The following is a 7,164-nucleotide window of genomic DNA, read 5'->3' on the forward strand; positions in this document are numbered from 1 at the left end:
CTTCTCACTCCAAATAAGTTAAAACCCAAACAATCTTCCTAAATATTCTTACTCTGTTAGGTCGCTTATAGACCTTAAAATACTGTTTCTAACTATCAATCCCTTTAGTTCTCCATCTTCAACAACAGGTATACGCTCTATCTTGTATTTCAACATTAAACGAATTACCTCGATCATTGTTGCATTTGGAGAGACAGTTAACAAGTCCTTGGTCATTATTTCAGATATCGGTAGTTCTCCCGCTCCATAGAAATTAGCGAACATGATGTCACGCATAGTAACTATTCCAACACACTGGCCTTCATCTGTTATCGGTACCCCACCAACACCATCTCTAATCATTCGAAGAATTACAGCAGCGACCCTATCTTCAGGGCCAGCCGTAATTAGTTTTTCTTTCTCCACCATCATATCGCTAGCTTTAACTTCACCTTCAAACATTTTACCACCTGTATACACTTTCTCTAACGAACAAACAAATACTTTTTCTCTTATCTTTGTTTAGTAATGAAAAAACCTTTTTTATTTTCTTTGCAAAGTTTTGGCTGTTTTAGTTTAGTTTTGTTGTAGAGATGTTTTTGTTGTTGCGGTGTTGTTTTTGGTGGAGTTAGGTTATTTTTTTATAACTTCTAGTTTTACGTTGAAAGAGAGATTGATGTTGTCTAAGTCGAGTTGTTTTTGTATTTGGTTTTCCATTTTAGGGTTGGCTTTGTATCCGAGTATTTCAGTTAGGTTTAGTATTATAGATTCATTTTTATGAATATCGTTAAATTTGGGTCTATTTTTATTGACCTTATTTTCCAGTTTTTCTATGGTTTTTGTTGCTTCTTTTTTGCATTTGCCTTTTCCACGTCCTTTGCATCTTCCAGTTATGCAGTGTGGACCTGCTTCTCTGAATATTTCGGGATATATTAGTTTACATGCTGCTAGTAGGGTGTATGCATTGGCTCTTATTTCCCATTGTGAGTCCATGCATGCACGTACGTTTAAGTAGTGAAGTATTGATTCAACGTTCATAGCGGTTGTTAAAAATGTTTTTACACCGATTGGTAGTGCGAATCTAGCGTCTTCGGGCGGTATATCTTCTTTAAGTAATTTTTTGTATGTTTGAGCTGTTTTTAATTGGTTTTTAATATATTTTTTAGTTGCCTCAACCCCTTTTTTCGTTATCGATGGGGGAGTTATGAAGAAGGAAGTGTTTTTTGGATCTATCTCTGTGTATCTAAGTGATTGTTGCATGTGTGCGGCCATTCGATGTCTCACATGTTGGTGCGTAAATGAACGTGATACGTCTTTAACCTCGTATATTACTGTTGGGAAATTGAATACTGAGGAAAGTTCCATTTCACGGCTTATCTCCATAAAATCTCCAACATCATTTTTGTTAACTTGATACTTGCTTGGAGGTGTTTCAGTTGTCGTTGCCATACCACATTTAGTGAGTAACTCCTCACCCTTATCCGTATAATCAAGTATTGTAATCTTCATTCGATCTTGACTCCAGAAATATGATTACTTTTTTTATGTAAATTTGTATGCCTGAACACCAAATAAGTAATTGTCCATTATTTGTTTATGTTGCATGATTTTTTTAAAAATAAGATATAAGATATATAGTGTATCAGGGTTCTATTTTAATTGGAGTTGATTAACTTGTCGGATACTAATAGAATTGGTGTTTCCATAGATTCAAAGCTTCTTGAGAAATTTGATGAAAAGATTGAAGAAAAAATGTATGCTAATAGATCGGAAGCTATTAGAGATTTAATTAGAGATTTCCTTGTAAAAGACGAATTAAAATACTCCAATGAAGAAGTTATAGGGTCTTTAACTTTAGTTTACTCCCACGATACCAGAGGTATCTCTGATAAACTTAACCAACTCCAACATGAAGATTTCACCAATGTCCTATCAAGCGTACATCTCCATCTAAATGAAGAAAATTGTATGGAGATTGTTGCAATAAAAGGTGACTCCAATAAAATAAAAGAAATCTCCGACAGATTAATCAGCTCTAAAGGAGTTAAACACGGTAAACTAGTTATGACTTCATTTAAAAACATCGAATAACAATTTCTACTGAAAAATAGAAAACTCAAAACAATAATTTTTAGATAACTGGTTTTTTTATATTTTTTTTATTTTGTTTTATTTTATTTTATTTTGTTTTTATGGTGTCGAGGTCTTTTGGTATTTTTATGTTGATTTTTTTGGCTTTTAGTTCTTTTTTTGTTTGTTTTATTTGTTTTTTTATGTTTATTTTGGGTTTGTGGTGGATTATTGCTAGTTTTTTTGTTTTGGTTTTTTGGGCTGTTTTGATTGCGTCGGCTATGGTGGAGTGTCCGGTTTGGTGGGCTTGTTTTTCTTGGCCTGTTGGGAATGTTGCTTCGTGTATTAGGAGGTTGGTGTTTTTTGCTAGTTTGTTTAGGTTTTGGCATGGTTTTGTGTCTCCTGAATAGGTTATGTTTTTGTATCTGTAGGCTAGGGCTTGGTCTTTGTGTTTTACTTCTGTGTATTTGACGTTGTTGTCGAGTTTTCCTTTTCCGGTTATTTTTTGGTATTTTATTTCGAATGGGAAGTTGAATTCGTGGGATTTTATTATTTTTTTGGTTTTTTTGATTGCTTTGGGGGTGCTTGTTATTTTTATGTTTTCTTTTTGTCCTGAGAGCCATGAGGCTTGTAGTAGGCCGGGTAGTCCATTGATGTGGTCTGTGTGGGCGTGTGTTAGTAGTATGTCTTTGATTTCTGTGAGTGGGATGTCTTTTTTTGTTAGTTTGTGGGCTATGTCTCCGCCGCAGTCTATTAGTATGTTTTTGGGTTGAATTAGGATTGAGGTTGAGGATCTTTTTTTGGTTGGTACGGCCCATCCGGTTCCTAGGAATGTTGTTTTTGTCATTGGTTTGTGTTTAGTTTTTTGTTGGTTTTTTTGATTTCTTTGGCGGCTTTTTGAAGTTTTTGTTTTGTTTTTTGGTTTAGATGTTTTTGTGGGATTTTTTCGATTCCATCTTTTCCTATTATGACGGGGATTCCTATTGCGGTGTTTTTTATTCCGTATTCGCCTTTTAGTACTGTTGATACGCTTAATAGTCTTTTTTCATCTCTTGCGATTGTTTTTATCATTTTGTATATTGCTGCTGATGGTGCGTGGTATGCGCTTCCGTTTTGTAGGTAGTTGACTATTTTTTTACCGCTTTTTTTTGTTTCTTTTACTATTTCTTTGGTTTGTTTTTGGTTTAGGAATTTGTTTAGTGGTATTCCTCTGATTGTTGTGTTTTCAGTTAGTGGTATCATTGATTTGTTGTGTGGGCCGATTACTAGTCCATGGATGTCTTCGGGTGATATTTTTGTTTTTTTGGACAGGAGTTTTTCATATCTTGCGGTATCTAGTTCTCCAGCCATTCCCATTATTTGTTTACGGGGGAAACCTGTTTTTTTGTATGTTTGCCATGTCATTGGGTCTAGTGGGTTTGTTACGACTATGATTTTTGATTTGGAGTTGTATTTTTTTATGTTTTGTGATATTTGTGAGATTATTTCTGCGTTTCCTTTTGCTAGGTCGTCTCTTGTCATTCCTTCTTTTCTTGGTTTTCCTGCTGTTATGACTATGATGTCTGAGTTTTTGGTGTCTCTGTAGTTTGTTGTTCCTTTTATCTTTGTTTCTCCTTTTATTGGTGTGGTGTGTTGGAGGTCGAGGGCTTTGCCTTTGGCTAGCCCTTCGATTGCATCGAGCATTATTAGTTCTCTTGCGATACCTCCGTTAACTATTCGTTGGGATACTGCTGACCCTACGTTTCCTACTCCAATGACTGTTATTTTCATGTTTTGTCTCTTTTTTTGTTTTTTAGTTCATTTCTTTTCGTAGTTCTTGAGTTGCTTGTGTCATGTTTACAAGTTTTTTGTATGCTACATCTCGGGGTAGTAGTTTAACTCCGCAGTCTGGGTTTATCCACATTTTTTCGGGTTTGAATACTTCAATGCCTTTTTTTATGTCTTTTTTAATTTGGTTCACTGTCTCTATTTCTTGGTTGTGGACGTCGATGCATCCATATCCTATTTCTTTTGTGAATTCGTATTCACTGAATATTTCTAGTGATTCATAGTCATTGTTTGCGAATTCAAGTGAGAATTGGTCTACGTCGAATTCGAGTATTTCTGGGTATATTGTGGAGAAATCTCCGTAGCATGCGTGCATTATAATTTTATCTATGTTGACGCCGTCTGTAACTATTCTCATTGCTTCTTCGATTATTTCGACGTCTTCAGGGCGTGTGGAGAGTGCTGGTTCGTCTATCTGTACACATTTGGCGCCAGCATCTTCAAGGAGTTTTAGTTCTCTATTTATGATTTCGGATAGTCGGTATATCAGTTCTTCTCGACTGTAAACTTCGTTGAATGACCATTCTGCTATTGTGTATGGGCTTGTTATAGGTATTTTTATATATGATTCTTCACCTACTATCTGTTTCATAAATTTGAATTCATCGACCAACATTGGTTTGGGGTCTTTTAGTTCCTCTACCACGCTTGGTTTATTGAAGTAGTTGTTTCCCCATACCCTAACTGGGCCGTGGAATTCATATCCAGGTATCATTTCAGCGAAATACTCTGTCATCTCTTCACGACGCATCTCTCCGTCGTTCAGTATATCTATACCTGCTCTTTGATGTTCATTTAGTATTAGTCTACTTGCATCGTCTTCTGCTTCTTTAAGAACTTTTTTAGATACTTTATTTTCGTTATAGAGGTCTTTTACTCGATTTAGCCATTTTGGTTTTGGATAGCTACCGATAATCGTTGTAGGAAATAGTTTATCGATCATTGAGGTCACTTCCTAAAAATTTTATTTTCTTTAACATGATTTTCCATGGAAGGAAATCTAATGCTGTATTGGTTGTTATGTAAAGTTTTTCAGGAGATGTCTTTTCTAATATTTTATCTATCTTGTCTTCGACTGTTTTTTTAGACTCGAGTTTTGTGTTTTTAGTTGTTATCAAACCGGCGTTGAGGTTTTTATCCACTCCGTATTGTTCGATGGCACTCCAGTTTCCATTATCTCCTGTTAGGTCTAGTCCAACACAGTCACATATATCCATTAATTCTGGGTAGATCTCTTCGATTTCACCAAAATACGTCTGAACTTGAAGTTCGATATCTATGTTTTCATTTATAGTTGATATGGGTTCGAGGTCTGGTGTTCCTTCACATGTAGCTATAAATGGTTCATCAAGCTGGATCAATTTAGCACCCAAATTATCAAGTGCATTGATCTCCTGTATCATTATCTCAATAACCTGCTCCATCATCTCTTTATCAGATTTATAATGCTGGTTCTCCAGTAAATCGCAGAAGGTTAATGGGCCTGGTAATATCGGTTTAACAGGTTTATCAGTAAGCTGTAATGTCTTTTTATATTCATTTCTAATTATTTCGTCAGCTTTTAAATCGGATTTAACAAGAGGTCTACGGTAGAACCTGTTTGTATTATAATATCTGATTAGTCCGGTTAACTCGATTCCATCAATCTTTGTTGCAGGATATGCGAGCAGGTCATCCCAATGCAACTGGCCTTCGGTTATCAAGTCTATATCAGCTTTTTCTTGAATTTCAATAATCTCTCCACGGGCACTTGATATCTCGTTTTCTAATTCATTTCTAACGTTATCGTCCATACCTTCTTTCTGAAGCCCACCTACTTTTTTGTAGGCTTCGATTAGGTAGTTCGGTCTAGGGAAAAAACCCGAGTTTGTTGTTACTAATTCTGTCAAGTTTTCGCCTCCTTTAAATAAAACTATTATCGATTTAAAACAAACTAACAATCCAAACAGCCAAAATATACTTTTTTATTTTATTTCTTTATTTCTTTATTAATTGGATTATTCTATCGTTCAACCTGGGTTGAACAAAAAACTTGTATTTTATTTAAACCAATACGTGTAGTTTAAATAGAACCGAATTACTAAATAGCTGTTGTATTTGAAAAAACTGTATATCTTGACATATCTACTCACATAGAGTTCAGCTGGATCTTCAGGGTCGTTTAATTGAAATTGTAGAAAAGTAATTACGACACCGCAGATATGTGTAATTGCCTTTCCGAGATCCTCTACATGGTAATGATTTCCAAAAAGGGAGGTAGAATCTATAAAAAAACTTTTTTTATTGATATGTTTTTTGTTTCAAGGAAGATGGGTTTATAGCCAACTGTAGTTTTGTTTTAGGTTTTTATAGAAGGGATGTAGTGATTCCACGTCGTTTATTTCTTTTAATAACATAGCTTTAAGTCTTCTTCTATATACGTCGTTTGCAGTGACTCCATATCTCTCTAATACCTGCTGAAGTTGTTGGGATAGTTTATCTCCATGTGGGTCCCAGTCGGTTAATATTATTGCCTCGTTATGTTTTCTAGATATTTTTTCTGCTATGGTGGATAGTGGTTCGGCGTTTTCAGAAACTAAAACCATTTCATTGTTGATGTTAAGTTTTTTAAGTGACTTACGGTCGTTTTTACCTTCAACTAAAACTATTTTGTTTTCATTTCTCAATCTTTTAAGTAGTTTTTCTATTCTCTCGGCTTTTTCTATATCCCTTTGGTTCAATCTCTTCACCTATTTTATCTCTAAACCCAGATTTCTTGTAAATTACTTTGCCTCTCAACATTGTTTTTTGTGGAAAAATGGCTCTACGGCCTGTATACGGGGTCCAACCACATTTACTGTGCAGCATGTTCTTTTTTATTCTAGTTATATCGCTGAAATCCATGAATATTAAGTCAGCATCCATTCCCTTTTTTATATATCCTTTGTTCAATCCATATATGTCGCTTGGATTTTCACACAAGGTTTTTACAAAACGTTTTAGGGATAGGTTTCGTTTTTTTACGTGGTAAGCTAGTTGTGGAAGCATGGTTTGAACTCCGGGGACTCCTGAGGGTGCTTTCCAGAAACCTTGTTCTTTTTCGTTTTGTGTGTGGGGAGCGTGATCTGAAGCGATTACGTCGATTTCACCTGAATTAAGTGCTTTCCATAACATGGCTCTATTCTTACGACCCCTTATAGGGGGGTTGGTTTTAACATAACTACCCTGAGATTTCAAATCACTCTTAGTTAGAAGTAGGTGGTGTGGTGTTACCTCAACAGTAGAGTCATTGATTAAATTCAGTGTTTT

The 7,164-nt window shown here is 35.3% G+C and carries 9 protein-coding genes (1 of these 9 cut by a window edge); 1 reads left to right on the forward strand and 8 read right to left on the reverse strand.

The features are described from left to right. Positions 1 to 48 precede the first annotated feature (48 nt). Positions 49 to 459, reverse strand: a complete 411-nt coding sequence (locus tag AMET1_RS02540) for a CBS domain-containing protein (RefSeq protein WP_143406814.1) — start codon at positions 457 to 459, stop codon at positions 49 to 51. 153 nt (positions 460 to 612) lie between these two features. Further along, the gene (gene thyX / locus AMET1_RS02545) at positions 613 to 1,488 is read right to left on the reverse strand and encodes an FAD-dependent thymidylate synthase (RefSeq protein WP_086636913.1); all 876 of its coding nucleotides are present in this window, start codon (positions 1,486 to 1,488) and stop codon (positions 613 to 615) included. Positions 1,489 to 1,644: 156 nt separating this feature from the next. Between thyX and nikR the strand changes: the two genes are divergently transcribed. Next, positions 1,645 to 2,070 (forward strand): nickel-responsive transcriptional regulator NikR, encoded by a 426-nt coding sequence (gene nikR / locus AMET1_RS02550; RefSeq protein ID WP_394334874.1) that lies wholly within the window; start codon positions 1,645 to 1,647, stop codon positions 2,068 to 2,070. 88 nt (positions 2,071 to 2,158) lie between these two features. Here nikR and AMET1_RS02555 read toward each other — a convergent pair whose 3' ends face one another. From AMET1_RS02555 to AMET1_RS02580, 6 genes are all read right to left on the reverse strand, one after another. Continuing rightward, positions 2,159 to 2,896: an MBL fold metallo-hydrolase gene (locus AMET1_RS02555; RefSeq protein WP_086636915.1), complete on the reverse strand. Its 738-nt coding sequence runs from the start codon at positions 2,894 to 2,896 to the stop codon at positions 2,159 to 2,161. Continuing rightward, positions 2,893 to 3,819, reverse strand: coding sequence for a malate dehydrogenase (locus AMET1_RS02560; protein ID WP_086636916.1), 927 nt, complete (start codon positions 3,817 to 3,819; stop codon positions 2,893 to 2,895). The genes AMET1_RS02555 and AMET1_RS02560 overlap by 4 nt, the downstream gene beginning before the upstream one ends. A gap of 22 nt (positions 3,820 to 3,841) precedes the next feature. After that, entirely contained in the window at positions 3,842 to 4,819 is a 978-nt protein-coding gene (locus tag AMET1_RS02565) for a methionine synthase (RefSeq protein WP_086636917.1), read from the reverse strand. After that, positions 4,809 to 5,765 carry a hypothetical protein gene (locus tag AMET1_RS02570; protein ID WP_161490729.1) on the reverse strand — a complete coding sequence of 319 codons (957 nt, stop codon included), beginning with the start codon at positions 5,763 to 5,765 and terminating at the stop codon, positions 4,809 to 4,811. The genes AMET1_RS02565 and AMET1_RS02570 overlap by 11 nt, the downstream gene beginning before the upstream one ends. 426 nt (positions 5,766 to 6,191) lie before the next feature. Further along, positions 6,192 to 6,596, reverse strand: a complete 405-nt coding sequence (locus tag AMET1_RS02575) for a toprim domain-containing protein (protein ID WP_161490730.1) — start codon at positions 6,594 to 6,596, stop codon at positions 6,192 to 6,194. Beyond that, positions 6,547 to 7,164, reverse strand: partial view of a dihydroorotase gene (locus AMET1_RS02580; RefSeq protein WP_086636920.1) — the final stretch only. The gene runs 693 nt beyond the window's last position; 618 of the gene's 1,311 nt are visible here — the last part of the coding sequence; its start codon lies beyond the right edge, outside the window; it ends in the stop codon at positions 6,547 to 6,549. The genes AMET1_RS02575 and AMET1_RS02580 overlap by 50 nt, the downstream gene beginning before the upstream one ends.

Origin of the sequence: Methanonatronarchaeum thermophilum (genome assembly GCF_002153915.1) — an archaeon.
GTDB lineage: Archaea > Halobacteriota > Methanonatronarchaeia > Methanonatronarchaeales > Methanonatronarchaeaceae > Methanonatronarchaeum > Methanonatronarchaeum thermophilum.